The 25,937-nt window shown below is 60.5% G+C and carries 21 protein-coding genes; 11 read left to right on the top strand and 10 right to left on the bottom strand.

What is annotated here, in order from left to right; genetic code table 11:
• Together VGU61_RS21535 and VGU61_RS21530 are read left to right on the top strand one after the other, a co-directional pair.
• Nucleotides 1-817, top strand: an 817-nt coding sequence (locus VGU61_RS21535) for a hypothetical protein (protein ID WP_326861364.1), incomplete at its 5' end; no start/stop codon positions are given.
• A 152-nt stretch (nucleotides 818-969) separates the two neighbouring features.
• The gene (locus VGU61_RS21530) at nucleotides 970-1,965 is read left to right on the top strand and encodes a ribonuclease T2 family protein (protein ID WP_326861363.1); all 996 of its coding nucleotides are present in this window, start codon (nucleotides 970-972) and stop codon (nucleotides 1,963-1,965) included.
• 471 nt (nucleotides 1,966-2,436) lie between these two features.
• Here VGU61_RS21530 and VGU61_RS21525 read toward each other — a convergent pair whose 3' ends face one another.
• Nucleotides 2,437-4,914: a hypothetical protein gene (locus VGU61_RS21525; RefSeq protein ID WP_326861362.1), complete on the bottom strand. Its 2,478-nt coding sequence runs from the start codon at nucleotides 4,912-4,914 to the stop codon at nucleotides 2,437-2,439.
• Between the two features lie 354 nt (nucleotides 4,915-5,268).
• On the opposite strand from VGU61_RS21525, the gene VGU61_RS21520 reads away from it, so the two are divergent.
• Complete coding sequence (locus tag VGU61_RS21520) at nucleotides 5,269-5,514, top strand: hypothetical protein (RefSeq protein ID WP_326861361.1); 246 nt, start codon at nucleotides 5,269-5,271, stop codon at nucleotides 5,512-5,514.
• 80 nt (nucleotides 5,515-5,594) lie between these two features.
• On the opposite strand, the gene fdhF is transcribed toward VGU61_RS21520, so the two are convergent.
• The 8 genes from fdhF to VGU61_RS21480 all read right to left on the bottom strand — a co-directional run bounded on the left by fdhF (nucleotide 5,595) and on the right by VGU61_RS21480 (nucleotide 17,052).
• Complete coding sequence (fdhF, locus tag VGU61_RS21515) at nucleotides 5,595-8,411, bottom strand: formate dehydrogenase subunit alpha (protein ID WP_326861360.1); 2,817 nt, start codon at nucleotides 8,409-8,411, stop codon at nucleotides 5,595-5,597.
• Entirely contained in the window at nucleotides 8,408-10,132 is a 1,725-nt protein-coding gene (locus tag VGU61_RS21510; RefSeq protein WP_326861359.1) for an NADH-ubiquinone oxidoreductase-F iron-sulfur binding region domain-containing protein, read from the bottom strand. Before VGU61_RS21510 ends, fdhF begins: the two co-directional genes overlap by 4 nt.
• A complete protein-coding gene (locus tag VGU61_RS21505) occupies nucleotides 10,129-10,590 on the bottom strand; it encodes a MaoC family dehydratase (RefSeq protein WP_326861358.1) in 462 nt (153 codons plus the stop codon). Before VGU61_RS21505 ends, VGU61_RS21510 begins: the two co-directional genes overlap by 4 nt.
• A complete protein-coding gene (locus VGU61_RS21500) occupies nucleotides 10,587-11,396 on the bottom strand; it encodes an enoyl-CoA hydratase/isomerase family protein (RefSeq protein ID WP_326861357.1) in 810 nt (269 codons plus the stop codon). Before VGU61_RS21500 ends, VGU61_RS21505 begins: the two co-directional genes overlap by 4 nt.
• A gap of 171 nt (nucleotides 11,397-11,567) precedes the next feature.
• Nucleotides 11,568-12,812, bottom strand: a complete 1,245-nt coding sequence (gene boxA, locus VGU61_RS21495; RefSeq protein ID WP_326861356.1) for a benzoyl-CoA 2,3-epoxidase subunit BoxA — start codon at nucleotides 12,810-12,812, stop codon at nucleotides 11,568-11,570.
• A gap of 24 nt (nucleotides 12,813-12,836) precedes the next feature.
• Nucleotides 12,837-14,264: a benzoyl-CoA 2,3-epoxidase subunit BoxB gene (boxB, locus tag VGU61_RS21490; protein WP_326861355.1), complete on the bottom strand. Its 1,428-nt coding sequence runs from the start codon at nucleotides 14,262-14,264 to the stop codon at nucleotides 12,837-12,839.
• Nucleotides 14,265-14,344: 80 nt separating this feature from the next.
• Nucleotides 14,345-15,997, bottom strand: a complete 1,653-nt coding sequence (gene boxC / locus VGU61_RS21485; RefSeq protein WP_326861354.1) for a 2,3-epoxybenzoyl-CoA dihydrolase — start codon at nucleotides 15,995-15,997, stop codon at nucleotides 14,345-14,347.
• Between the two features lie 149 nt (nucleotides 15,998-16,146).
• Nucleotides 16,147-17,052 (bottom strand): helix-turn-helix transcriptional regulator, encoded by a 906-nt coding sequence (locus tag VGU61_RS21480; protein ID WP_326861367.1) that lies wholly within the window; start codon nucleotides 17,050-17,052, stop codon nucleotides 16,147-16,149.
• Between the two features lie 196 nt (nucleotides 17,053-17,248).
• Between VGU61_RS21480 and VGU61_RS21475 the strand changes: the two genes are divergently transcribed.
• The 8 genes from VGU61_RS21475 to VGU61_RS21440 all read left to right on the top strand — a co-directional run bounded on the left by VGU61_RS21475 (nucleotide 17,249) and on the right by VGU61_RS21440 (nucleotide 24,997).
• Nucleotides 17,249-17,740, top strand: coding sequence for a DUF4863 family protein (locus VGU61_RS21475; protein ID WP_414691681.1), 492 nt, complete (start codon nucleotides 17,249-17,251; stop codon nucleotides 17,738-17,740).
• A gap of 97 nt (nucleotides 17,741-17,837) precedes the next feature.
• On the top strand, nucleotides 17,838-19,397 hold the full coding sequence (locus VGU61_RS21470) for a benzoate-CoA ligase family protein (protein ID WP_326861353.1): 1,560 nt from the start codon (nucleotides 17,838-17,840) through the stop codon (nucleotides 19,395-19,397).
• 19 nt (nucleotides 19,398-19,416) lie between these two features.
• A complete protein-coding gene (locus tag VGU61_RS21465) occupies nucleotides 19,417-20,211 on the top strand; it encodes an alpha/beta hydrolase (RefSeq protein WP_326861352.1) in 795 nt (264 codons plus the stop codon).
• Between the two features lie 65 nt (nucleotides 20,212-20,276).
• Nucleotides 20,277-21,416: an ABC transporter substrate-binding protein gene (locus tag VGU61_RS21460; protein ID WP_326861365.1), complete on the top strand. Its 1,140-nt coding sequence runs from the start codon at nucleotides 20,277-20,279 to the stop codon at nucleotides 21,414-21,416.
• A gap of 164 nt (nucleotides 21,417-21,580) precedes the next feature.
• Nucleotides 21,581-22,453, top strand: a complete 873-nt coding sequence (locus tag VGU61_RS21455) for a branched-chain amino acid ABC transporter permease (protein ID WP_326861351.1) — start codon at nucleotides 21,581-21,583, stop codon at nucleotides 22,451-22,453.
• A 2-nt stretch (nucleotides 22,454-22,455) separates the two neighbouring features.
• On the top strand, nucleotides 22,456-23,520 hold the full coding sequence (locus tag VGU61_RS21450) for a branched-chain amino acid ABC transporter permease (RefSeq protein ID WP_326861350.1): 1,065 nt from the start codon (nucleotides 22,456-22,458) through the stop codon (nucleotides 23,518-23,520).
• A complete protein-coding gene (locus VGU61_RS21445; protein WP_326861349.1) occupies nucleotides 23,517-24,281 on the top strand; it encodes an ABC transporter ATP-binding protein in 765 nt (254 codons plus the stop codon). The genes VGU61_RS21450 and VGU61_RS21445 overlap by 4 nt, the downstream gene beginning before the upstream one ends.
• A gap of 14 nt (nucleotides 24,282-24,295) precedes the next feature.
• A complete protein-coding gene (locus VGU61_RS21440) occupies nucleotides 24,296-24,997 on the top strand; it encodes an ABC transporter ATP-binding protein (RefSeq protein WP_326861348.1) in 702 nt (233 codons plus the stop codon).
• A gap of 100 nt (nucleotides 24,998-25,097) precedes the next feature.
• Here VGU61_RS21440 and VGU61_RS21435 read toward each other — a convergent pair whose 3' ends face one another.
• Nucleotides 25,098-25,724: a PEP-CTERM sorting domain-containing protein gene (locus VGU61_RS21435; protein WP_326861347.1), complete on the bottom strand. Its 627-nt coding sequence runs from the start codon at nucleotides 25,722-25,724 to the stop codon at nucleotides 25,098-25,100.
• Between the last annotated feature and the right edge of the window lie 213 nt (nucleotides 25,725-25,937).

Here is a 25,937-nt window from a genome sequence, read left to right as displayed (position 1 = left end):
GAACCGGGCAAACGGCGGGTACTCGACCAGCGGTTATTCCGATACCGGATATTCGGGCACGACAGGTTCCAACACCACCTTCGTAAGAGCGCAGAATTACGTGCGTGAGGCGCCGGGCACGGTCCTGATCGGCACACTGGTGGCGGGCTTTCTGATAAGCAGGATGATGAAGAGCAGGTCAACACCGAAGTATGAGTACACAACAACGTACCCGACAGAAAGCTCTCCGATCTCAGACCGCGTGAGGCAGATGAGCGACACCGCCCGCAGCAAGCTCCAGGAGTCGACCGGTGCTGCACAGGCCCGGATGAGCCAGGTCGGCCAGCGCGTTCAGGAATCCAGGAGCGCGGCACAAGCCCGCATGAATGAAATGACCCAGCGCTTGAAAGAATCCGCCGGCGTTGCCCAGGCACGCATGAACGAAATGGGCCAACGCTCGCAGCAGCAGTACACCCGGGCGCGCGGCGAAGTTGAACGTATGATCGAAGAGCAGCCACTGATCATCGGCGTGGTGGGTATCGCCTTGGGCGCGGCCATCGGTGCTACGCTGAAACCGACCCGCCGCGAGCAGGAGCTGATGGGTGACATGCGTGACAAGCTGATGGAACGCGCCAAGGAAACTGCACGCGCTCAGGCGGAAACCCTCAAGCAATCGGCTCAACGCATCGCCGAGGCCGCCAAGCAGGAGGCCAACCAGGTTGCGAAGGCGGCCACCAGCACCGATACGCAGGGCAGCAATACGGCTGCTTCGTCCGGCAAGCTTGAGTCGGGCGACTCATCGTTCGGCACCCTCCCAGGCCAGCAGAGCATCCACTAAACCCCGCACTTTCTTCTCCGGAGGCTTCGGCCTTCGGAGAAGCCTCCCGTTTTGATGAAGGACTGGCGCAGACGCGTGTCCTGCGGTGTAATCCTGTTTCTGAAAATAATCGATCCTCCGCCGTTGCGGATAGTCAGAACGGAGCCGCTGCAATGTCATCCAAGTTACCTCGTTTTATCAGTAGCCTTCTTTTTCCCCTACTTTCGTTTTCCGTCGCTGTTCCCGTTAACGCCAGTGAAGCAGCCTCCGGCACGTTCACCGCGAGTCGCGCCTGCGACGCCTTCCGTTCCTTCCGCAACCAGACCAACCCCGGCCAAGTGAAGACCGTGCCGGGAAATACCTACGATGTAACGGAAATCAACAGCAGAAACTGGGAATGGATACGGATTCACATCCCGGGCGCTTCGGACTCGCCGCGCTGGGTCTCACGCGACTGCGGCACCGCACAGCTTGGCGCCGCAACGGAACAGGCTGCCCGCGACAGCAGGCAATGCAATATCAAAAACCAGCACGACAGCTATGTGCTGGCGATGAGCTGGCAACCCGGCTTTTGCGAGCACTTCCCCTATGAGGGAAAAAAGCCGGAGTGCGACGCGCTGTCCAGCCGCAGGCTGGAGACCAGCCATCTCACCTTGCATGGTTTGTGGCCGAACCGGAAGAGCTGCGGGACCAGCTATGGAAACTGCCCCGGCCCGGCGCTGCAACTGGAAAAGGCCACGATCGAGAAAATCGCCCCATGGATGCCGAACTTCTTCTTTGAAACCAAGTTCGGGGCTTACGAGTGGAAGAAGCACGGCACCTGCCAGAATCTTGATGATGACGCTTACTTTCTAACCGCAGTCGATGCCGTCCGCGTCGTCAACGATTCCGCGGCCGGGCGCTATCTGCGGGAAAACATCGGCAGGGCGATCTCGGCGAAGAAGTTTTTCGAGCACGTGCGCAACAGCCACGGCGAAGAGATCGCCGGCAAGATCACGCTGATTTGTACGAAGGGCCGCTTTCTGCAGGAAGTGCGGATCAGCCTGCCGCTGGGGTTTCGCACTGATGGGGGAATAGAAAAGCTCGCCGCTGGGGCAAAGCCGGCGCCGGAGCCGACCAGCAAATGCGGGTCGGACCAGATTTTTGTCGAACGGAGCGGGCCGAATTAGTGGCGATGTCGCGGCTGAGATCTAATGTATCCGTGAAGCTATGAATGCTTGCCGCAAAGACTGACCTGGCATTGAGCGACATGACGGGCCTGGAATCGTAGAGAACAGTGCGGCAGGTGCGGGCCGGTGCACAGCCTCGATCGGTAACTACACCCGTGTGCAGGATCACTGGGCCATCATCCACGACATGCCGATTCCGCTCAAAAGACGCCAGGTTGGCACCCATCGACCGGCTTGGATTCGACACGCATGGCTGCACCGATGTCGACAGCGAGAAGCTATCGCCGGACGACCTGCGCCGCATCGCACCGACCAACCTGGAAAGCATCTACTTGCGCGGGACGTTTGGATTTCCATTAAGAGATTATGCCGGGAGGATATTACGTAGCAACGCATCGGCCTGCATTGAGACAAGCCGGCAACCGTTACGATGACCGGGAGCATTCCCATCTGCCGCGATCGGTTTCTTATTTACTGAAAATTCATTTCTTTTAGCCGCTTACTTAATCGTCCCGATCCACCTTCGCTGCCCACGATGCTGATTAATTTCGCCATAGGGATGGTGAAAGGCGCCAGCTCGCGGTCGATTTTTTGGTCGATCTCTTTCCGGCTAAGGGGCAGTCCATGGGCCAAGGCATTCGCTTTTAGGGTGGTCCGTTCGGTCGACAGCTTGTCCAGGTAAGCGGTGGCCGCTTTCAGATTTTTCGAGCCGCCTCCATGCGACAGAATGCCCACCATGTCCTCCATGGCGATGGTGTAAGGCGCCAGCGCGTCGTCGATCTGATCATCGGTTTTCAGGGTTGTCCGCCGGGTCCGCAGTTGGTCCAGGTAGCCGATGGCCGCTTCCAGATTCTTCGAGCCGCCTCCATGCGACAGAATGCACACCATGTCCTTCATGCCGATGGTGTAAGGCGCCAGCGCGTCGTCGATCTCTTTCTGGGTAAGGCGCTTTCCCTGTTTCAAGGCATTCGCTTCCAGGGTAGTCCGCTCGGTCGACATCTTGTCCAGGTAGGCGATGGCCGCTTGCAGGTTCTTCGAGCCGCCTCCATGCGACACAATGCGCACCATGTCGTCCATAGCAATGGTGTAAGGCGCAAGCGCGCGGTCGATCTCTTGTTCGATCTCTTTCTGGGCAAGAGGCCGCCCTTGTGCCAAGACATTTGCTTCTAGGGTGGTCCGCTCGTTCGTCAGCCATTTTAGATAATCGACGGCTGCTTCCAGATTCTTCCATCCACCAGAATGAGCAGCTATGCTGATGCGATCTGCCGGACTGATGGACGAAATGTGACTGTCGGCAACATTGGTAAGGGCAACCAGTTCCAGGTACGTATGAGTGCTCTTTGCGCACCGGACGAGAGCGGCAGGATCATACGCAGTCAACTCCGCCGACAGCGCCATCAGCGCCATCAAACTATACCCTTTCGACTTTTCCTCGATGACCTGCCATTCCTTGTCCGTGATTTTGCTCCGCAAGGCGGCTGCTTGTACCGGCAGCTCGGCCAGCAGCGTCTGGACCGTGACCGGCGGCTTCGCTGCCAGCAGCGTGCGCGCGGCATCGCCCCTGCCCTCATTTACCATCAGCTGCAGGCAAGTCGCCAGCACCACTTTCTTGGAGGCGACCAGTTCGGGCGTGTATCTGGTGATGAAACCTTGCTTGCACATGCCGTCGAGCCAAGTGTCGATAGTTTGCGTCGTCATGCCGAGCGCACGAGCCAGTACCGCCACGCGCTGCAATGCCTGGTCAGAAGCGTATTGCAGAAGCAACGAGGTGTTTTCTGCTCGCGCGCCGGTAGCAGCCTGCTTTGACTTTTCTTCTTGGGCGGCACGGTACTGTGTCTGGAGCGGATTCGTCTTGCGCTTGCGTCCCGCGGTGGCGCGGTTTCGTGCTGAGGGCGGCGGTTCGGCATCCGGCATGCCATGCCGCGCCTGGACCGACGATGCGGCGCTTGCCGCCGGCGTTGGACGCGGCGGCCAACCGGGCGGCCAGGAGCCGAGCCAGATCGTGGCCACTTGCTGGCGCTCGCTGGCAATTTCCTGCCGCCTTTGCTCGGTGGCCGCCTGGGCGAATTGCTGGTCGTAGTTAGCCTGCTGCGCGTTCAATACCGCCTGCAGCGGCCGCGTTTCCATCCGGCCTGCGCCTTCTGCCGGCACGCGTGCTTGCCAGGTGCCGCTGCCAGCGTCGAAAAACGTTGGAATCAGGTACGGTGCCGTCCGCGTCAGAAGAAACAGGCGGTCGCCTGTTACTGCAACGCCAGACAGCGCCCCGGCCTCCGTACCCAGCTGGTGGAAATATCCGACCAGATCCTCTGCGTTAGGTGCGGTACTACCTCGCGTAGCAAGATAGTTGCTCAAGCCGGCGATCGGCTGCGTGCCGTACAGATCGCCCAGCGCCCGGGCAATATCCTGGTTGATCTGGCGCGACAGAAAATCGATATGGTGGAGAATAACCGGGGAGCTGTCTTGCGGGATGGCCGCCATCAGGCCTCCGGTGCTGTGCTGGATTTGCTGAAAAAACTGGGCCGGATTCGACAGCCATTGCGGTCCCTCCCGCAGAGAGTCGAGCAGGAAATGATGGCCATCGATCCGGCGTAGCGCCTGATAATGCCCTTGCCCGTTGTTCACATTGCCGTCGAAGATAATCATCCGGTCGATATGCGCGACCAACTCCGGCACCAGCGCCTGGAGCTGATCGGCGTCGAGCACGAGGCGCAGCATCGGCACGACTTGCGACGAAGTCAGGTCGCTAATGATGTCAAAGTCGGCGCCCGCCTTGGCTTCACTCCCGGGCAACACAAGATGCCACCCGCCGAACAGGTTGTTGTAGGCATGCTGCAGACAGCGCATCTGCGATTGCTGCTCGAAATAGGTAATCTGATTCGCGGCAGCCCGCACCGGCTCGGGCCACGCGGTCCGGTTGCCGGCCAGGGCCTGGCGCGCTTGCTGCTGCATTGCGACAGAGGCATGCTCGATTCTCCGACGGCGCGCCGGCGGTGATTCGGCTGGTGGAGGTTGCGTACGCTGATGCCGTGCGTCTGCCAAAGCATGATTGCAGGACGAGTCTGCAGCCGCTGAAGAGGACGTTGTGTAGGCGTGCGGGTGTGTCGGGGGAATATACGGCGGAATCATGAAATTTCTTCAAGGATTGTTTGCCTCGTGAGTGACGCGGCGACCACGAAAGGTTCCGCCTCCACCATTTATCCCTTCAAATCACGGCATCGCACATGCCCGAGCAAGGCTTGCGCGACCGACGGTGGCAGCTGGTGGGCGACCACGGGCGCTTTGGTTTCCTGGAGCGATCCATCCTTGAATCCGTGGATCAACGGCAGCACGTCGTGCCTTGCAGGTTCGACGGGCGATCCATGCGTCACGCGGCAAGCACAAAGCGGTGCGATCGCCACGCCCGGCAGGGGCTTGGATGGCGGGCTGCTGCAATGGTGCGGGATCGCCGCCGCCAATGCGGCATTTGCGTTTACCGTTCGAGACGTTGCGTGGGAAGTGCTCGCCCGTGGCGGGTGCAGCGTCGCCGGCGTCCGCGAGCATGGTGGATAGGGCTGAAACCCGCATGAATGTCAGGGGCGGCTACCGACGTAAAATGCACAGGAATTGAAAGGCTCCCAAGCAGCGGTCTCTCAACCATTCGCCGCGCTTCGCAGTACCCCACCCCCGAAACTCCCCTGCTCCGGAGGCACCCCGCCAAGGCTGATCCGGACCGCGCAATACTTGAATTCCGGGATCTTCCCGAATGGGTCAAGCGCGGCGTTGGTGAGCTTGTTGATCGCCGCTTCGTAATAGCAGAACGGCACGAACACCGCGCCTCGCGGTGAGCTGTCGTCGGCACGCGCATACAGCGAGACCTTGCCGCGACGCGACTCCAGGGTGATCAGGTCGCCTGGTACCGCGCCGAGATCGGCGAGGTCGAGCGGATGCACCTGTGCCACCGGGTCCGGTTCAAGTGCATCGAGCACACCGGCGCGCCGCGTCATGCTGCCAGTGTGCCAGTGCTCAAGCTGGCGTCCGGTGATCAGGACGTGCGGATACTCGGTATCCGGGCGTTCCGCCGCCGGGATGATGTCAGCCGGCACGAAGCGAGCGCGGCCGCTCTGCGTCGGAAACCGGTCGGTAAACACCACCGGCCGTCCTGGTGCCCCTTCCGTTTCGCAGGGATACGTCACGGCATGCTCGCGTTCGAGCCGCTCCCAGGTAATCCCGGCGATGCTGGGCATGCTCCTGCGCATCTCGTCGAACACTTCCGATACATCTCCATAGCGCCAATCCAGTCCGATGCCCCGCGCGATCTCCTGCAGAATCCATAGATCCTGCTTCGCCTCCCCCGGCGGATCGATCGCCTGCCTGCCAAGCTGGACCAACCGGTCCGTATTGGTGAAGGTGCCGGTCTTTTCGGCAAATGCCGATGCTGGCAGCACAACATCTGCAAGGTAGGCGGTCTCGGTCAGGAAAATGTCCTGCACCACGAGGTGCTCCAGCGCTGCCAGCGATTCGCGCGCATGGTTGGCATCGGGATCGGACATCGCCGGGTTTTCGCCCATGATAAACATGCCCTTCACCCTGCCCTGCCTGATCGCATGCATGATCTCCACGACGGTAAGCCCGGGCTGGCCGTCCAATGGCATGCCCCATAATTTCTCGAACTTTTCCCTGGCTGGCGCATGATCCACTCGCTGGTAGTCCGGATACATCATCGGAATCAGGCCTGCATCCGATGCGCCTTGCACATTGTTCTGGCCGCGAAGCGGATGCAGCCCGGTCCCGGGCCGCCCGATCTGCCCGGTCATGAGCGCGAGCGCGATCAGGCAGCGTGCATTATCGGTTCCGTGCACGTGCTGCGATATGCCCATGCCCCAGAGAATCATCGATGCCTTCGATGTTGCATACAGGCGCGCCACATACCGGATTGTTTCGGCGTCGATGCCGCAGATGGGCGCCATCATTTCGGGGCTGTAGCCGTCGACGTTGGCGCGCAACTCCTCATAGCCGATGGTGCGGCTGGCGATGAATGCCTCGTCAACCAGGCCTTCATGCACGATCACATGCATCATCGCGTTGAGCAACGCGACATCGGTGTCCGGCTTGAACTGCAGGAAGCGATGGGCGATGCGCGACAGCTCCGACCGGCGCGGGTCGGCGACGATCAGCCGGGTGCCATTGCGGGCGGCGTTCTTGATCCAGGTTGCGGCGACCGGGTGGTTCACCGTCGGGTTCGCGCCGATCACGATGACGACTTCCGCTTTTGTCACATCCATCACCGGATTGGATACCGCGCCGGACCCGATACCTTCCAGCAGTGCCGCCACCGACGACGCATGGCAGAGCCGGGTGCAATGGTCGACATTGTTGCTGCCGAAGCCGGTGCGTACCAGTTTCTGGAAAAGATAGGCTTCCTCGTTGCTGCACTTGGCGGAGCCGAAGCCAGCCAAGGCTTTGCCGCCGTACTGGTCGCGGATCGTGGCAAGCGTTCCTGCGGCCAGGGCAAGCGCCTCTTCCCAGGTCGCTTCCCGGAAAACCTGCATCACGTTGTCCGGGTCCATGGTGAAGTCACCACGCTTTGGTGCGTCTGGCCGGCGGATGAGCGGTCTGGTCAGCCGCTGCGGATGATGCGCATAGTCGAAACCATAGCGGCCTTTGACGCACAGGCGCTTCTGGTTGGCCGGACCGTCGCGGCCTTCGACGTAGAGGATTCTGTTGTTGCGAACATGATAGGTAAGCTGGCAGCCGACACCGCAATACGGGCACAGGGAATCGACCCGTTTTTCCGGTTCCGGCATGGCTCCCGCGCCCGCCGGCGTCAGCGCGCCGGTCGGGCAGGCCTGCACGCACTCGCCGCAGGCGACGCAGGTGGATGCGCCCATCGGGTCGTCCATATCGAAGACGATCTTTTCCTGTTCGCCGCGCAATGCCAGCCCGATCACGTCGTTCATCTGCTCATCGCGGCAGGCGCGCACGCAGCGGGTGCATTGGATGCAGGCATCGAGATTGACGGCAATGGCGGGATGCGACAGATCGGCGGCTATCCGCGCACGCGGGGCGAAGCGCGGCTTGCCGAGCTCCATCTTGCGCGACCAGTGATCGAGTTCGCTATTTCGGGTATAGGAGGCTTCCGGCATGTCGGTCTGAAGCAGTTCCAGCACCATTTTCTGGGCCGATACGGCGCGATCATTGTCGGTGACGACTTCCATGCCGGCAGCCGGCGCGCGGCAGCAGGACGGCGCCAGCACCCGCTCGCCCTTGATCTCGACCACGCAGGCGCGGCAGTTGCCGGCGGTGTCCAGACCATCCATGTAGCACAGCCGAGGAATTTCGATACCCTCGCGCTCGGCAATCTTCAGCAGGGTTTCATCCGTTCTGCCGATGACTTCCCTGCCGTTGAGCGTAAAGCAGACGGATTCCGCGGCGCTTTGCCGTGCGTTTTGCCTGGTGACGGCATTCATGACTGTTCCATCCGGGTATCGACGAGTTCATGGGGAAAATAGCGGATGACGCAATCGACCGGATTCGGCGCCGCCTGTCCCAGCCCGCAGATCGACGCGTCCCGCATTACCGCCGACAACTCGGCCAGCAGCGCCGTGTCCCACTGCGGTTGTTCGATAAGATGCAGCGCCTTGGCCGTGCCGACACGGCATGGCGTGCACTGTCCGCAGGATTCATCGCGGAAGAAGCGCATCAGGTTGCGCGCCGCGCCGACGGCGCTGTCCTTGTCGGACAGCACGATGATCGCCGCCGATCCGATGAAGCAGCCGTAGGGTTGCAGGGTATCGAAGTCCAGCGGAATGTCATGCATGTTCGCCGGCAGAATGCCACCCGAAGCGCCACCCGGCAGATAGGCATAGAAACGATGGCCTTCCTGCATGCCGCCGCAGTATTCGTCGATTAGCTCACCGATGGTGATGCCGGCCGGGGCAAGGTGCACCCCGGGTTTGTTGATCCTGCCCGATACCGAAAACGATCGCAAGCCCTTGCGTCCATGCCTGCCGTGGGATGCAAACCATTGGCCGCCTTTTTCGAGTATTTCGCGCACCCAGTAGAGGGTTTCGAAATTGTGTTCCAGTGTCGGCCTTCCGAATAGCCCGACCTGCGCAACATACGGCGGCCGCAGGCGGGGCATGCCGCGCTTGCCTTCGATCGACTCGATCATCGCCGACTCCTCGCCGCAGATATACGCGCCGGCGCCACGCCGCAGATGGATATCCGGCATGCCGGAAACCGGCGGGTCGTTGCGCAACCTTGCCAGTTCCCGTTCGAGCATGGCGCGGCAACCATGGTATTCGTCACGCAGGTAAATGTAGATTGCATCGATGCCGACCGCCCATGCGGCGATTAGCATGCCTTCGAGGAAGCGGTGCGGATCGCGTTCGAGAAAGGTGCGGTCTTTGAAGGTGCCGGGCTCGCCTTCATCGATGTTGACTGCCATCAACCGCGGCCCGGGCTCACCGCGCACGATGCGCCATTTTCGTCCTGCGGGAAAACCCGCGCCGCCGAGCCCTCGCAGGCCGGAATCCTCCATCTCGCGGATGGCCGCTTCGACGTTGCGGCGGCCGGACACGCATTCCTGCAGCAGAGCATAGCCGCCTCCGGCGCGGTAACTATCGTAATCCGCTGCGGCCTCTGCGGTGCCGTCCTGTATTTCGTTTGCGTCAACCAGCGTCCTAATCAAAGTGCTGCTCGCCTTCGCGACGGGGTTCTGTCCGACGACCGCAACCGGCGCCTGTTCGCAGCGCCCGACACAGGGCGCGGATACCACCCTTGCTCCCGGCCCCAGCAGTGCGGGCAACTTCTCCAGCAGCAATGATGCACCGGCAAGTTCACAGGACAGCCCTTCACATACCCGGACCGTCACTGCATGCGTCCCAGATTCGTCGCCCTCTTTCACAATCTCGAAATGATGGTAAAAGCTCGCGACTTCATACACCTCCGCCTGCGCCAGTCCCATCTCCTGTGCCAGCGCCGCCAGATGCCGGGTTGAAAGCTGCTTGTAGCGGTCGTTGATCAGGTGCAGATACTCGATCAGGAGATCGCGCCTGCGCGGGGCAGTGCCGAGCAGGCCGCGAACTTCCGCAAGTGCGGCGGGGTCGACCCGACGCCCTTTCGGCGCCTGGCGCTTGCGTTCCCGGCTGGCGGGTGCGGCGGTGATGGGAATGATGCGCTTATTCATGCAGCCTCCGGCCCGGATTCCGCCTCGGCGATCTTGAACATGCTGGTGGCTTCGAGGTCCAGCACGTCGACGCCGTGCTGGTTCCGCATGACCCATTGCCAGCGGACGATGCCCAACCACGGCTTGGCGGACGACACACGGGATTCCTTGACCTGCAATTCAAGCGTCAATGCGTCACCCGGACGCACCGGGTTCGGCCATTTCAGATATTGCAATCCGGGTGAGGCATACGATTCCGAATCCGCGAGCACGCCGTTGCTGACGAGCTTCATCGCAAGACTGCAAGTATGCCATCCGCTTGCAATCAACCCGTTCCACGGACCGGCGTCGGCTTGCTGAGGATCGGTATGGAACCATTGATTGTCGTAGCGTTTCGCGAAGTCAATAATTTCTTCGGCGTCGACCGTCACCGGGCCGAGCAGGATACGCTTGCCGGTTGTGATTTCCGCAAACTTCATGGTGCGCCATCACGGAATACAGGACTGCGCTTTTCCCTGATGGCTGCTAATCCTTCACGTGCATCCGACTGCCCGAAGCCCATCATCTCCGCTGTCAGCGAGGCTTCGAATGCGGGCCAGGCGGCATAGAGCCAGTGATTCAGGGAGCGCTTCGTCGCCGCCAAAGCAAAACGGCTGCCGGCAGCAAGCTTCTGCGCCACCTCCAATGCCTGGGATTGCAATTCATCCGCATCCACCGTCCTGCTGACCAGGCCGATGCGCTCCGCTTCCTCGCCGCTGACGGTTTCGCAGAGCAGGAGGTAGTACTTGGCCTTCGCCATGCCGCACAGCAGCGGCCAGATGACGGCTGCGTGATCACCGGCGGCAACGCCCAGCTTCGTATGGCCGTCGATCAGCTTCGCATTGCGGGCTGCTATAGAAATGTCAGCCATCAACGCCACCGCGAGGCCGGCGCCCACTGCGGCGCCGTTGATGGCGGAAACGATGGGTTTGTCGCAATCGAGCATACCCTGCACGATCTCGCGCGCTTCACCCATTACCCGCATGCGGGTGGCTTCAGACCCGAGCATGTCCTCGACCATGCCAAGATCGCCACCGGCGCAAAATGCCTTTCCTTCGCTGCGCACCAGGATCGCCCGGACATCGTCACGTTTGTTCAGGATGCGCCAGATCGTCGCCAGTTCGGCATGACCGGTGGCGTCGGTGACCGGCATGCCGTTCGCAGGTTGGAAAATCAGGTAAGCGATGCCGTCGGCTTCGATATCGACGCGGAAGTTGGTGGTTTGGAGCGGGAGGGAAATGGGCATGGGCGGGTCGTCCGATGAATTGTGTCTGCGAGAATAGCGCCATTCGGAAAGCGGGCAAAGCGCAAAGCAGATCGCCAAGCGTATTGAAGTACAGCAAGTTGCATGCCGGTTCCTTCTCCCGAAGAGGAAGAAGAAACCTTTCCTTCAAACTTTCAACCAGTGGCCGTACATCTAATACGTCTCCACATGAAACCGCCCTTCCTTCACCATCCGCGGATGCATCTCGGACCAGTCCATGCCATGTGACGCGCAAATCGCCTGCAGCGAATCCATCACGCCCTTCTCCATGCCCTTCAGCCCGCAGATATAGATGTAGGTGTCTCCCTTCAGCAGCTCGGCAACCGCCGGCCCGGCATGCAGCATCTTGTCCTGCACATAGGCCTTCGGTTCGTCAGGCATGCGGGAAAACGCGAGATGCATGTCGATGAAATCCGGCGGCAGCTTGCGCAGCGGGCCGAAATAAGGCAATTCCTCGGGCTTGCGCGCACCGAAGAAGAGCATCAGCTTGCCGTCCTGGGGCTTGCCCTTGGCATAGAAGCGCCGCCTGTGCTCGGTCATGGCGCGCATCGGCGCCGATCCGGTGCCGGTGCAGATCATCAATATGTTGGAACCGGCATGGTTCGGCATCAGATAGTTGGCGCCGAACGGACCGGTCACCTGTACCGTATCGCCTTTCTGCAGATCGCATAGATAGTTGGAACAGACGCCGCGCACCGGCTTGCCGTCGTAGTCCTCCACCACCCGCTTAACGGTCAGCGAAAGATTGTTATATCCCTCGCGTTCGCCGTCGCGCGGACTGGCGATCGAATACATGCGGATGTAATGCGGCTTGCCGCCCCCATCCACGCCCGGCGGGACAATCCCGATCGACTGGCCTTCGAGCACGGGAAAGACCTGCGTGCCGAAGTCCAGAACGATATGCCGGACATCGCTTTGCGCGTCCGGCGCGGTCAGCCGGAAATTGCCGGCGACCGTCGCGGTGATCGGGTTTTTCAGTGTGTACAGGTTCAGGTACGGGTGGGCGGCGGACCACGGCGGTGTCGGCGAGCTGGCAGACACCGCCGCATTGTGCTGCAGGTTCTCCGATGCGACCTCGGCTTCGTTCTCATGCTCGATCACCGTCAGGACGCTCTCTTCCAGCGCCTTCTCGGCCGGCAGTTCGTCCCAGGTGAGCTGCTCTTCGATCGAATAGGCCGACTGCTTGGCCATCGTGCGCCAGTTGTCGATCGCCCCGGTCGGGCACGGCGAGATGCAGGCGCCGCACCCATTGCAAACGTCCGCCTTGACGACATAGTTGCGGTCATCGTGAGTGATCGCATCGATCGGACAGGACTCCTCGCAGGTGTTGCAGCGAATGCAAATCTCGGGATCGATCAGGTGCTGCTTTATCAATACGATCTGTTCTGGAGCATTCATGGAAAGTCTTCTCGGTTGGTCCGATCAGTTAAAACGCACGTATTCGAAATCGATCGGCTGGCGGTTGATGCCTACAGGCGGCGGCGCGATCCAGTTCGCCATCTTGCCCGGCTCGATCACGCGGCCCATCAACGATGCGACGTAGGCGCGGTCTTCCTCGGTCGGCAGCCAATTGCGTACATTTGCCTGCCATTCCGTTTCGGAAACCACCCGGCCTTCCGGCGAAATCCGCATGTTGGCAAAGGTACCGATATGGCGGTTGAATGCCTTGTGCGGGGTCATGAGACGGAAAGGCAGGCCGGCTTTTTCAATGACTCGGTTCCAGCGGCCGATGCCGGCAACCGAATCGCGGATGAAATCGTCGCGCAATACCTCGTTCAATGCATTCAGCATCGGCACTTCGCGTTCCACCAGGCTGCCGTTCTGCACTTCAAGAATTTTGTACTGGTTGTTCTTCAGCACATGATCATCGTCGCGCTTGGTTTCCTCGTAGCGCCCTTTCAGGCCCGATGTATAGAAATTCGCTGCATTCGACGACTGGTCCGCGCCGAACAGATCGACGGTCACGCTGAAGTGGAAGTTCAGGTAGCGCTGGATGGTTTGCAAATCGATCACGCCCTTGGCGCGTACCTGTTCCGGGTCCTCGATGCCGTGCTCTTTCATCACTTGGCAGGTACGCTGGAGCACACGGGAAATACCCGACTCGCCGACGAACATGTGGTGCGCTTCCTCGGTCAGCATGAAGCGCGTGGTGCGCGACAGCGGATCGAAGCCGGATTCGGCCAGCGCGTTGAGCTGGAACTTGCCGTCGCGGTCAGTGAAATAGGTGAACATGTAGAACGCCAGCCAATCCGGCGTTTCTTCATTGAATGCTTCAAGGATACGTGGATTGTCCTGGTCGCCGGAATTGCGGTGCAGCAGTGCTTCCGCTTCCTCGCGTCCGTCGCGGCCGAAGTATTTGTGCAGCAGGTACACCATCGCCCACAAGTGTCGTCCTTCCTCCACATTGATCTGGAACAGATTGCGCAGGTCGTACTGCGACGGTGCCGTCAGGCCGAGGTGGCGCTGCTGCTCGACCGAGGCCGGCTCGGTGTCGCCCTGGGTGACGATGATGCGGCGCAGATTCGCGCGATGCTCGCCCGGCACTTCCTGCCATGCGGCCTTGCCTTTTTCCTCGCCGAAGTTGATCTTGCGGTCCTGTTCAGGCTGGGCAAGAAATACGCCCCAACGATAGTCGGGCATCTTCACGTAATCGAAATGTGCCCAGCCTTCCGGTGTCACGTTGACCGCCGTGCGCAGATACACGTCATGGGTTTGCGCTCCTTCCGGACCCATATCCTTCCACCAGTTGATGTAGTTCGGCTGCCAGTGTTCAAGCGCGCGCTGCAGCGTCTTGTCTTCGGAAAGATTGACGTTGTTCGGAATCTTTTCGCTGTAGTTGATCGTGCTCACGGTGGGGTCCTTTAATGTTGTTCAGACATGAAATACGGTAGGGAACGCAGGGTGCGCCATCCGCACCGCGTCGTCGGTTATCAAACTCGATCGAGATCGAATTGCGCCTTGTTGCCGGAGCCGTAGACCTTTAGCGCTCCCAGGTCGCCCACTGCGTTCGGGCGGATGAAAATCCAGTTCTGCCATGCGGTCAGGCGGCCGAAGATCCGGGTTTCCATGGTTTCCTTGCCGTTGAAGCGCAGATTGGCTTCCATGCCGGTCAATGCATCGGGCGACATGCTGGCGCGCTCTTCGATCGCCAGCCGTGTTTCATCAGCCCAGTCGAGATCGTCCGGGTCGTAGGTGATCAGGCCGAGGTCCATTGCCTGTTTTGCATCGAGCGCCTGCCCGATGGTTGCACGCGCCGCGCCAACTTCCGCCTCGTCGTCGTAGAACCGGCGACCGATACGGGATTGGCCCGTCACCATGGGATAGGTGCCGAAATTCAATGCCGACACTACGATGCGAGGGGCCTTCTCCGGCTCGTCCGGCAAGGCAAGCATGTAGATGCGATCGGCGGCCAGCGCCACTTCGAACAGCGTGCCGGCAAAACAGGAGCCTTCGTCGATCAGTGCAAACAGCGAACGGGACGACACATCGAGGCGTGCCAGCGTGCGCCGCAGCAGGCCAATGGTTTCGGCAACCAGCCAGTGGCTGCCGTTTGATGCCAGCACCTCGTCCACCGCCAGCACCGCCTGCGGGTCGCCCGAACTTTTGAGCAGCCAGGTGCCGATGTCGAGTTCGTTGGTGCGCAGATGCAGGATGGCATTGTCGAGCTCGCGCGCCATCTGCAACGGCCACCACTGCACCCCGGCTTCTTCAATTCCCGCAATGTCCGTCGGCTGCGCGGAGGAAGGCGCTTTTACCGTCAATGTCGCGGTACGGGCGGCACGGTCGATCGCGACCGTCACATAGTCATAGTCGACGCCGTTGTCGCTTTGCTTGCGGTTAAGCGGAATCAGCTTCACGCCCTTTGCGTCCGCCGGACGGCTGCTGGCGGCTGCCAGCGCTTCGGCGCGGGCACGCACGGTTTCCTGGAACTGCGCCGGCTTGGCGATATGGTCCACCAGGCGCCAGTCCTTGGCACGCTGGCCGCGCACGCCTTCCGACGTGGTGCAGAAGATGTCCGCGTGGTCATGACGCACCTTGCGCTTGTCGGTCAGACGGGTCAATCCGCCGGTGCCGGGCAGAACACCGAGCAATGGCACTTCGGGCAGACTGACCGACGAAGAGCGGTCGTCGACCAGAATGATTTCGTCGCATGCCGCCGCCAACTCGTATCCGCCGCCAGCGCAGGCGCCATTGACCGCGGCAACGAATTTCAGGCCGTTATTGCGGCTGGAGTCTTCAAGTCCGTTGCGGGTTTCGTTGGTGAATTTGCAGAAGTTGACTTTCCATGCGTGCGAGGACTTGCCGAGCATGAAGATGTTCGCACCGGAGCAGAAAATGCGGTCGCGCGCGCTCGTGATAACGACTGTGCGCACCGAGGGATGCTCGAAACGGATACGCTGGACCGCATCGTACAGCTCGATGTCGACACCAAGATCATAGGAGTTGAGCTTGAGCTTGTAGCCTTCCTTCAGCCCGGCATCCTCATTCACATTCATCGATAGCGTGGCGATCTGGCCGTCGACCGATATCGTCCAGTGCTTGTAGTTGTCGGGTGAGGTTTCGTAGTTCACTTGCACTGTCATGGCGTTGCGCTCCTCAAAGGCATTATGCTGCATCTCGTCGTAGAAGCACTATATTGCATGCATAATGGCGAGTCAAGCATGAAAGTGCATTCAAGTGAAAATCGATCGCGGTTACCGGAAGGTCGCTCCGGACCCCTTTCCTGCCATCATCAGAGCTGCGGTTGCAGGCCCGAGCGTAACTTGTCGAGCAGGCCGAAGAATGCCGACTCCTGGGTCATGTCGCTGGTATCGAACGTCTGGTCGGCCTTCGAGTAAAACTGCGCCCGGCTGTCCAGGATGTTCTTCAGATCCTCCATCGCCTCGCGGTTGCCGGACATCGGCCGGGTGTCGCCCTGGGCCACGACCCTGCTCATATGTTCCTCGGGGGAAGCTTTCAGCCATACCGTATAGCAATGCGACAGAAGCAGGTTGAAGGTTGCCGGATCGGACACGATGCCGCCCGGCGTTGCAATCACCGCCCGCGGACAGCGGCGTATGGTTTCCTCCAGCGCCCGGTATTCATAACGGCGATAGGCATTGGGACCGTAAAGCGCATGGATTTCCGGAACGCTGCATCCGGCCAAGGTTTCGATCTGGCGACTCAGTTCAATGAACGGCACCATCCAGTGGTCTGCCAGCATGCGGCCGATGCTGGACTTTCCGGCCCCGCGCAACCCGATCAGGGCGATGCGGTCACGCCGGGCGGATTCGCTGGTGGGCGCATCGAATACGCTGGCAAGCGTAGTGCGGGCCATGGCCAGCTCTTCGTCGGAACGGCCGCGCAATATCTCCCGGATCATCAGCCATTCGGGAGAGCTCGCCGTCTCGTCGCCGATCATTTCCGCCAGTGTGCAGTTGAGGACGGCGGTGAGCTGGCGCAGGAACTGAATCGATGCATTCCCGACGCCGGATTCGACATTGGCCAGATGGCGCTCGGAGACGTCTGCCAGACGCGCCAGCGCCTTTCGGGTGAGGCCGCGCCGCGCGCGGAGCGCCCGCACCCGTTCGCCCAGCGAAATAAGAAAAGGGTCTTTTTCCTCATCCACCCGCGCGGCCACGACGGCGCTCTTATCCATATTATTCAGGTCGGGTGGATTTTTCATACAATGCAATGATTGGAAAAGACATGAAATATAGTATGCTCCATCGCCTTGACATCTGCAAGATATTACATATACACTCGTTTCAACAGCAATATAAAACGGATAATGCAAATGGTGCAGGTACCCAAAGCGGTCTGCGCACTATAAAAGCAATCGCGAGGAGATGTAAATGATGAATTCGTCCGAATCATCCGTGCAGGAGTTTGAACGCCTCATTGCCGGGCTGACGCAAGAGATCGCCGGCCGGCCACTCGATGCCTCGCTCGAAGCATTCCTCAACACGCAATACGGCCCCGGCAGTGATTTGTACGACAAGATTTTCGATACCTGCCGGGATGCAGTCACGGCCGGCTGGATGTGCACCCGGGAAGGCGGCGGCATCCGCTACGGCCGCGTCCTGAAAGCAACCGACAGGACCCATGGTTTCAGCGTGGATGTCGTGGAAATGGAAAATCTAGCGGGTCCGCATCATGCACACCCAAACGGCGAGATCGATCTGATCATGCCGCTTACCTCCGGCGCCGAATTCGATTCCCGCCCCGCCGGATGGTGTGTCTATGAGGCTGGCAGCGCCCACAGTCCGACGGTAACCACGGGAAAAGCCTTGATTCTTTATCTGCTGCCGCAAGGCGCAATTACCTTTACACGCGCAGCGGCCTAAGGCGCACGGGCGTCTCGCATGAGAAGAATGGCGCGTCAATCGGACGAACCGCCACGTGAAATCCGCGAGCCGCGCCTGATCACTCCAGGAGACAGACATGCAGCAGTCGAACAGCGCGTTGCCACAGCGTTTCAACTTCAGCCGGCACCTACTCGACATCAACGCCAACCATCCTGACAAGGTGGCATATATCGATGACGCGACCCGCATCACCTACGGCGAACTCGACCAGCGAATAAGGCGCTGCGCCGCCGGTCTGCTGCAAAGCGGCTTGCGCCGCGAAGAGCGGGTCCTGCTGATGATGCACGATACTGTGGATATGCCGGTGGCGTTTCTTGGCGCCTTGTTCGCCGGCATCGTCGCCGTGCCGCTGAATACCCTGCTGCCCGCGACCGACTATGCCTACATGCTTGAGCACAGCGGCGCCAAGGCGGTCATCGTGTCCGCGCCGCTGCTGCCCGCCCTGAGAGAAGCCCTTTCCATGGCACAAATCGATGTGCCGGTGTTCGTTTCCGGCATCGATGCCGCGCCGTCCGGTTGCCGCGGGTTTTCCGATCTGCTTGCCGGCGATCCGCTCGGCGCGGAAGCAAATGCAAACACGCATGCGGATGACATTGCCTTCTGGCTTTATTCCTCCGGCTCCACCGGCCGCCCGAAAGGCACGGTGCACACCCATGGCAACCTTTACTGGACGGCGGAGCTGTATGGCAAGCCGATCCTCGGCGTCCGGTCCGACGATATCGTGTTCTCGGCCGCGAAGCTGTTTTTCGCCTATGGACTCGGCAACGGCCTGACGTTCCCGCTCAGCGTCGGCGCCACGGTGGTCCTGATGGCGGAACGCCCCACGCCTGCTGCGGTGTTCAAGCGGCTCACGGAGCAGAAACCGACCGTGTTCTGCGGTGTGCCCACCCTCTTCGTCGCCATGCTGGCTTCAACCGAGCTGCCGTCGGGAAACGCCGTGGCACTGAGGATCTGTGCTTCCGCCGGAGAGGCGTTGCCGAAGGAGGTGGGTGAGCAGTTCCGCAAACATTTCGGCTGCGACATCCTCGATGGCCTTGGATCGACGGAAATGCTGCACATCTTCGTCTCCAATCGGGAAGGCGACGTGCGGTACGGCTCCACGGGTCGGCCTGTGCCGGGATACGATGTCGAACTGCGCAACGACCAGATGCAGCCGGTGCCCGTCGGCGAGGTGGGCGACCTGTATATCCGGGGACCGAGCGCGGCGCTGTTTTACTGGACCAACCGCGAGAAAAGCCGCAGCACCTTTCTCGGCGACTGGGTCAAGAGCGGCGACAAATATACGGTGGACGCCGACGGCTTCTATACCTATGCAGGCCGCAGCGACGACATGCTGAAGGTCAGCGGACAGTATGTATCGCCCATCGAGGTCGAGTCGGCGCTGATTGCGCACCAGGCGGTGCTGGAATCGGCGGTCGTCGGCCAGACAGACGAGCACGGACTGACCAAGACGGTCGCTTATGTAGTGCTACGCGATGGCCGCAGCGCTTCGCCGGTGCTGGAGAATGAATTGAAGGAATTCGTTAAGGGCCGGCTGGCACCGCACAAGTATCCGCGCGAAATCCATTTCGTCGCCGACCTCCCGAAGACGGCGACCGGCAAGATTCAGCGATTCAAGCTGCGGGCACAGGGCTAAAGCGACGATGGTACAAGGCATGCATACCGGCGACACGCGTTTCGCCGAACTCGAATGGCGCGGCAGGCCGGTCCGGCTGGAATATCAATTCGTCGGTGTCCGGGAATCCGCTTATCCGGTCGTCGTATTTCTGCATGAGGGCCTCGGTTCCATCGCCCTCTGGAAGGATTTTCCGGCATCGTTCTGCGCCGCCAACGGCTTTACCGGGCTGGTTTTTTCGCGCTACGGCTACGGCCGCTCGACACCGCGCCCGCCGGAGGAGCGCTGGCCCGTGGACTTCATGCACCAGCAGGCCCATGACGTGCTGCCGGTCCTGTTCAGCCAGCTCGGCCTGGACAGGCCGTTTCTGTTCGGCCACAGCGACGGCGCTTCCATCAGCCTTCTGTACGCTGCCAGGTTTCCGGAACGCGTCAGTGGCATCGCCGTCGCGGCGCCCCATATCTTCGTGGAAGATCTGACCATCGACAGCATCCGCGATGCGCGGGAGGCCTATCTCCACAAGGGCGTGCGGGAGCGGCTGGCACGCTATCATGACGATGTCGATTCCGCGTTCTGGGGCTGGAACGACATTTGGCTTGACCCGGCTTTTCGGGCGTGGAATATTGAGGCCGAATTGCCGCGTATTGCCTGTCCTGTACTGGCGCTTCAGGGAGCCGACGATGAATACGGCACTCTGGAACAGATCTACGGCATCCGGAGAAAGGTAGCGCAGGCGGAACTCGTCGTCATACCGGACTGCGGCCACTCGCCGCACCGCGACCAGCCGGAAGCGACAATGAACGCAGTCGCTGGCTTTATTCTGCGTTCGATGTAAAGTACCTACCAACAACAATCAAGGAGACATGTGTGAAAACCACTTTTAAGCTAACCGTCGCCGCATTGGCGGTCGCCGCTCTCGGCGCGGCCGGACAGGCCGCCGCGCAAGGCAATGCGCCCATCAAGGTCGGTTTCATGCTGCCGGCAACCGGCACCTTCGCCAATCTCGGCGAAATGATCGAAAACGGTTTCAAGATGCATGTCAATGAACAGGGCGGCAAGCTGGCGGGCCGCGACGTGCAGTACTTCAAGGTGGACGACGAATCCGATCCCGCCAAGGCAACCGATAACGTCAACAAGCTGATCAAGCGCGACCAGGTCGATGTGCTGGTCGGCACCGTACACTCCGGCGTCGCACTGGCGATGGCCAAGGTCGCGCGGGAAACCGGCACGCTGCTCATTATCCCGAACGCCGGTGCCGACGTGATCACCGGCGCCATGTGCGCGAAGAACATTTTCCGTACCTCCTTCAGCAACTGGCAGCCGGCGTTCGCGATGGGCAAGGTGGCCGCGGAGCGAGGCCACAAGCGCGCAATGACGATCACCTGGAATTACGCCGCGGGCAATGAATCCGTAAAAGGTTTCACCGAAGGATTCGAGAAAGGCGGCGGGAAAGTGTCCGACAACCTGACCCTGCCCTTCCCGAACGTCGAATACCAAGCCCTGCTGACGCAGATCGCGTCGCAGAAGCCGGATGCGGTGTATGCCTTCTTCGCCGGCGGCGGCGCGGTCAAGTTCGTCAAGGATTACGTCGCGGCGGGCCTGAACAAGACCATCCCGCTGTACGGACCGGGCTTCCTGACCGACGGCACGCTCGAAGCGCAAGGCGAGGCGGCGCAAGGCATGCTGACCACGCTTCACTACGCCGACAATCTGAATACGCCGCGCGACAATGCCTTCCGGCTTGCGTTTGCGAAGAACTACAAGACCAATGCCGACGTATATGCGGTGCAGGGCTACGACGCGGCGCAACTGCTGGCGGTCGGATTGAAAGCGGTCAACGGCGACATCAGCAAGCGCGACCAGATGCAGGAAGCGATGCGCAAGGCGAAAATCGACAGCCCGCGCGGGACTTTCAGCCTGTCGGCGGCCCATAATCCGGTGCAGGACATCTATCTGCGCCAGGTGAATGGCAAAAACAATGAAGTGAAAGGCGTGGCGATCAAGTCGCTGGCCGATCCGGCCCGCGGCTGCAAAATGTAACGCTGTCCCGGTATTACGTGCAGGGTGCGCCGTGCGCACCCTGCTTTATTTGAGCTGTTTGTCTGCCTCATAAGCATCAGGTTTGCGCGGCGGGAACGGGCAAGCGCCGTATTACAGCAATAGCTGCACATCAACCAATCGGGCATGAAGCCTCGTCATCCACCATGGATCTCCCAACCTTCCTCGTCCAGTGCCTGAATGCGATCCAGTACGGTCTGCTGCTTTTTCTCGTGGCAAGCGGGCTGACACTCATTTTCGGCATCATGGGCGTGATCAACCTCGCTCATGGCAGCTTCTACATGATCGGCGCCTATCTCGCCTTCTCGCTGTCGCCGCTATTCGGCGACCAGTTCATTCTGCAATTGCTCGCCGGCGTGGCATTGGCCGCCATTTTCGGATACATCCTTGAATGGGTATTTTTCAGCTATCTCTATCAACGCGATCACTTGCAGCAGGTCCTGATGACCTACTCCTTGATCCTGGTATTCGAAGAGTGCCGCAGCATCCTGGTCGGCAACGAGGTGCACGGCGTCAAGGCGCCCGACTGGCTCTCCGGCGGCATATCCCTCGGCGGCGTGATGACCTATCCGATCTACAACCTGTTCGCCTCGGCAGCCTGCCTGGTCGTGGCAATCGGCCTCTACTACGTCGTTAACCGCACCAAGCTCGGCATGATGATTCGCGCCGGTGCGAGCAACCGCGACATGGTGCGCGGGCTCGGCATCAACATCCGGCTGCTTTACCGCACAGTCTTCGCCGCCGGGGTTGCGCTGGCCGCGCTGGCCGGCATGATCGCGGCGCCGGTCACCTCGGTCTATCCCGGCATGGGCGGCCATATCCTCATCATCTGCTTCGTTGTGGTCGTCATCGGCGGCATCGGCTCCATCACGGGAGCGCTGATCGCCGCCCTGCTGGTCGGTTTCGTCGACACCTTCGGTAAGGTTTTCTTCGCTCAGCTCAGCGGCATCGGCGTGTACCTTTTGATGGCCGCAATCCTGATCTGGCGGCCTGAGGGCCTGAAGAGTAAAGGCTACTGACCATGAACACGACTTCTCTCGCCGCGACCCGCATCAGCACGCCGCGGCGCACCAGCCTGAGCTGGCTTACCCCGGTGCTCGTGATCGCCGCGCTGGCGGCGCTGCCTTCCGTGCTGTCCTCCTACATGCAGGATCTGGCATTGACGATCATCGTCTACGCCATCTTTGCCCTCAGTCTCGAACTGCTGGTCGGCAAAACCGGTCTGATCAGCCTCGGGCATGCCGCGTTTTTCGGCATTGCCGCCTATGTCGCCGCAAGGCTGTCGCCCGACGACGCCGCCGGATCGATCGCGGTGCTGCTGCCGATGGCAGTTCTGGGCGCGGGCGTCTATGCCCTCGCGGTCGGCGCACTCAGCCTGCGTACCAAAGGCGTCTATTTCATCATGGTGACGCTGGCGTTCGCGCAGATGGCCTACTTCGTGGTCCACGACACGCCGATCGGCGGCGGCAGCGACGGCATCTACCTGACGCTCAGGCCGGCACTGGAGATCGGCGGCAAGACGCTGATCGACCTCGACAAGAGCGGCCACATGTACTTTTTTGCGCTGGGAGTGCTGGCATTTACATACGGATTTCTCGCGGTGCTGGAGCGTTCGCGCTTTGGCCACGCTCTGGCGGGTATCCGGGTCAACGAGCAGCGAATGCGGGCCGCGGGCTTCAATACTTATTATTACAAGCTTGCTGCCTTCGTCATCGCTGGCATGCTCGCCGGCCTGGCAGGTTTTCTCAAAGCGACCAAAACAGGTTATGTGAACCCCGAGATGCTGTCCTGGCATGAATCTGGTGCGGTACTGCTGATGATTATTCTCGGCGGCCTCGGCAGCTTCCGGGGTGCCGTCATCGGCGCCGTAGCATTCGTGCTGCTCAAGGAATTCTATGCATCGGAAGCGATTTTGGGCGCATTTGCGCAACGCTGGCAATTGACGCTCGGCCTGACCATGATTTTATTCGTCGCCCTCCTGCCCCACGGCCTGATCGGCATCGGCCAGTGGATAAGGAACGCGGCACGCATGGGCGGCAGGAGACCTGCGCGCGAAAAAACCGGCTTTGACGGAGAAAAGAAATGAGCCAGACGCAAGCACCCGCCCTGTTGCAAGCGACCGGCCTGACGCGCCGCTTCGGCGGCCTGGTAGCGGTGGACAAGGTGACGATCAGCCTGCATGCCGGCCAGGTTCATGCGGTGATCGGCACCAACGGTGCCGGAAAATCGACGCTGATCAATATGTTGTCCGGCGAAATTCCGGTGTCGGCAGGCAGCATTCAACTCGCCGGCGAGGACATCACCCGCCTTCCGCAACCCAGGCGCGCCCGGCTCGGCGTAGGCCGCAGTTACCAGCGCACCACGATATTTCCAACATTCAGCGTTCTGGAAAACTGCCGTCTCGCGGCACAGGCGGCCTTGCAGCGTCCATGGCGTATCTGGGAATCCGCACGTGAATGCGGCTTCAGTAACGACATTGCGCATGAAGCACTCGAAGCCGCCGGACTGGCGGACGCCGCCCATGCCAATGCCGGCAGCATGAGCCATGGCGGGAAACGTCAGCTCGAGATCGCCATGTGCCTTGCAACCCGCCCGCGCGTGCTGCTGCTCGACGAACCGCTGGCAGGCATGGGGGCGGAAGAGACCGACCGCATGCTCAACATGCTGGCGCGCCTGAAGCAAACCCACGCAGTGCTGCTGGTCGAGCATGATATGGACGCCGTGTTCCGCGTCGCCGACCGCATCACCGTCATGGTCAACGGCGAGGTCATCGCCAGCGACGCCCCGGAACCGATCCGGAACAATCCAGCGGTCCAGGTCGCGTACCTGGGTGATGCCCACACCTGAATGCAAGGCTCATCGTGCTCCAGATCTCCTCACTGAACACCTATTACGGCGACAGCCATATCCTGCAAGGCGTCGACCTGCAGATTCCCGCCGGCAAGGCGGTCGGTCTGCTGGGCCGCAATGGCATGGGCAAGACAACGATGATCCGGTCGGTCATGGGATTTGTCCCTGCTGCATCGGGCAGGGTCGCATGGCGCGGCAAGGATGTGACCGGGCAAGCACCGGAAAGAATGGCGCGCCTGGGAATCGGGTACGTGCCGGAAGGTCGGGGCATCTTCCCCAACCTTTCGGTACGTGAAAACCTGATTATGAGCGCCAGGCCAGGCCCTGCCGGCCGGCGCGACTGGACGTTTGAACGGGTACTCGAAACCTTTCCGCGTCTGAACGAACGACTCGACCACGGAGGCCAGCAACTATCCGGCGGCGAACAGCAGATGCTGTCGATCGGACGCGCATTGATGACGAATCCGGACCTGCTCATTCTGGATGAAGCAACTGAAGGACTTGCGCCACTCGTTGTGAAGGAAATCTGGCGGGTAATTTCGCAGATCCGCGAAACCGGCATCAGCACGTTGATCGTCGACCGTAACTACCGGGCGGTTCTGGCGCACACCGATATTGCGGTCGTGCTGGAGAAAGGCCGCATCGTACTTGAAGGTGAATCGGCCACATTGACGGCGGCGCCGGAGCAGCTTGTGGGATATCTGGGTGTTTGAGCGCTGTCAGAAGTAATCGTGGATTACTGCGCCAGATAAAAATGCCGGGATGACCCCGGCATTTTTGTGCGACGACCCGAAACGGGATGTGCGTAGACGCTTATACCTTACGGCGACGCAGGAAAGCCAGTCCGGCGAGTGCCATCAGAGCCATCGTGCTTGGCTCGGGAACGCGGCCCACCGGAACGACGCCGGTAACGGTGAACTGGGTCGCATCCGGGTTGCCGGCGACGGCCAGCAGCGAACCGAGAAGGCGCTGACCGTTCGAGAAATCGACGAATGCAGTCGCACCGATCAACTGGCTACCCAGTGTGGTGAAAGCGCTTGCGCTGTCGATATCGATATTCCAGCTGAATGTTTCGCCGGGATTGAAATCATTGAAGAACAAGTCGAGGATCTGCGCACCATCGCTTACAACCGCCGGGGATGTCAGACCTGTCGTAACGCCGGTGCTGCCGACTGGCGAAAATGGGGTCGGGCTTTGAGGACTCGGATTGCAGGGACCGCCATTCACGGTATCAAAGCAAAACGGGCCGCCGGAGGGGATTGTCCCGAGGTTGAGGCTGAACCGGGTCACTGTTTCGCCGGCGGTCGAATTATTGGTGATCGAATAGGGATTATTGAATGTATCTCCGTCGATGATGAAGCTGAGAGACGGAATGGCTTGCGCGGCGCCCGCAGACAAGGCGGCGATGGTGAACAGGGCGGAAGAGATCAGTTTTTTCATATCGTTTCTTGGTTTTGATTTACAGTTGGCTGAATCCCAGGTCATTGCTGCTTCCCGGGTGCTTCGAATAAACTTTTGCAACTATTCTCTGCTAGCAATATTGATGCCATTCAAAATTCCGGAAATCGATTAAATAAAATCAAGGACTTACATTCCCGACCTGTTCCATTACCCTATGTGTCCTCCCTCGCTGTAAAATTCTTCGACAACGCG

This window comes from Noviherbaspirillum sp. (assembly GCF_035944575.1).
Classification (GTDB): Bacteria; Pseudomonadota; Gammaproteobacteria; order Burkholderiales; family Burkholderiaceae_D; genus Noviherbaspirillum.
The sequence above is the reverse complement of the archived record's forward strand: the minus strand, read 5'-3'. Positions and strand labels throughout refer to the sequence as shown.